This is a genomic window from Bradyrhizobium sp. P5_C11_2 (assembly GCF_054049755.1).
In genome coordinates this window covers 1-1,770 of the sequence record NZ_JBFULT010000912.1, presented here as the reverse complement: position 1 = coordinate 1,770, position 1,770 = coordinate 1, and the positions used below count along the sequence as shown (strand labels likewise).

The 1,770-nt window shown below is 66.2% G+C and carries 3 protein-coding genes; all 3 read right to left on the bottom strand.

Translation table 11 applies throughout. The annotated features are described in order from the left end of the window. Positions 1-546: hypothetical protein (locus ACXJL8_RS40200; RefSeq protein ID WP_456686943.1), on the bottom strand; the 546-nt coding region annotated here is incomplete at its 3' end. Positions 547-548: 2 nt separating this feature from the next. Then, the gene (locus ACXJL8_RS40195) at positions 549-1,331 is read right to left on the bottom strand and encodes a hypothetical protein (protein ID WP_456622136.1); all 783 of its coding nucleotides are present in this window, start codon (positions 1,329-1,331) and stop codon (positions 549-551) included. Then, on the bottom strand, positions 1,324-1,770 hold a 447-nt coding region (locus ACXJL8_RS40190), incomplete at its 5' end, for a hypothetical protein (RefSeq protein WP_456686942.1). The genes ACXJL8_RS40190 and ACXJL8_RS40195, both read right to left, overlap by 8 nt.

Genomic DNA, 1,770 nt, shown 5'->3' with positions numbered 1-1,770 from the left:
ATTCTGGCCGGGGTTGTTCGCGGTCGCATGAATCGTCGTCGCGGCCTCGAGGATCATCGTCGATCCCGACATCGCGGCATAGATGAAATAGTTTACGCCCGGCGTGAGACCGGTCGGCGCGAGCGAAATGCCGCCGGAGGGAACGGTGCGGGGACGCCCGTCGATCGTCAGCTGGTCGCCGCCGAACGGTAGCAGCACCAGGTTTGCGCCGGACTTCACCAGCTTGCACTGACCGCACACAGGCGCGACCACGGCCGCGGCCGCAGGCCAGCCCATGAACACCTGCTTGATGGTGCCGGCCCCAAACGTGCCCTTGCTCTCGAAGGCCGTGGTGACGGTGACTTCGTTGGCGGCGCTGTAGGTGATCAAACCCGACTTGAAGGCAACGCCCGGCTCGACCACGGACCCGAATGTGGTGTCGCCGACGCTCATCGCCGCGCTGAAGGCGTTGTAACCCGCGTCCAGCGCGCCCGTAACCGTGAACACACTCTGGCTGTTCGAGGTCGATTGCTCGAGCACACGATCCTTGGGCGGAATGAAGGCCATGGTTAAATTCTCTCGTCGAGACGGAGCTGCTTGCCGTAGAGGTCGAAGATCACACCGAAGGTGACCGGCGTGACGTCGGTCATCAGGCCATAGAACGACGACCGCGGCAGATTGGGCGAAGCCGGCTCGGTGATCACGAGCACGTTGCTGCGGCGACCGCAGGCGCGGTCGAGTCGTTCGATTAGGCCGTAGCGTTGGACCTCCTCGACCCATGGGAACGACAGGTCGAGGCGACGGAAGTGATTGTCGGTCCAGACCAGCGTCAGGCCGGAGGAGGCCGACGACACCCGCGAGCGATCGACGTATTGCACCGAGCCGCCTTGCGCGAAATTGACCGCCATCTCCTCGCGCAGGCCTTCCAGCACGAAGCCGGCCTCGACATAGTCCGCGCCCGGATCGGCGATGTCGAAGCGGAGATAGCGCCAGGCCAGCGGCGTTTCGAGCACGGCGACGAACGAGGCATAGTCGATGTCGAAACGGGAGTCGCCGTTGGTGACCGGCCCGCTGTCGAAGATGTCGCCGGCGATGCCGGTCGCATCGATCGAGGACAGCCGCAGCCGCAGCGTCGCATCCGCCGAGCAGGTCAGCCCGCCGACCATCACCGTGTCAGCAGTTATGAGCCCGCCACTGTCGAGCACGAACCAGTCGGCGGCGCTGAGCGAGCGCCAGCGCTCGGACGGATGTGGCGAGAGCAGCTTCGACGCCGGCATGGTCAGGACCTGGCTCGACGCCGCAACGGCGGCGGCCAGCGCCAGATTGTCGAGAACGAGGGCGGCATTAGCCATAGGCGGCGATCTCCACGGTATCGATGCCGCCGGCGGCGAAGTTGATCTGCGCCTTCCATTCGACCACCGTCATCAGGCGGCCGAAGCGAAGGTCGAAGCGATCGTGCGTCACCATGATCACGTCGCCCATCTCGCGGCGCAGGGCGCGGCGCGGCAGTGGCATGCGGTAGATCGAGCGCGTGGTCTTGAAGAGGTCGATCAGGCGCGCGGCCTCCGCGGCAGCGTCGGCTTCATTGGCGAAATAGGACTGCACGGGGTCGCGGTCCTGCGCGAAGGGATGGTCGAGCTGGATCGTGGCCGAGCTCGCCTCGGCCAGCCGATAGGGCTCGGCGACGAAGGCCTTGCGCGCCGCGGTCACGGCGCCGGCGAGATCGGTCTGGATGGTCCAGTTGCGGGCATAGGGCACGCGCCAGCGCCACCGCGGCGGCCGATACGAATC

What these genes read in the sequence shown, in the direction of transcription:
- ACXJL8_RS40195 (WP_456622136.1), bottom strand. Translation starts at nt 1,331, where the DNA reads ATGGCTAATGCCGCCCTCGTTCTCGACAATCTGGCGCTGGCCGCCGCC.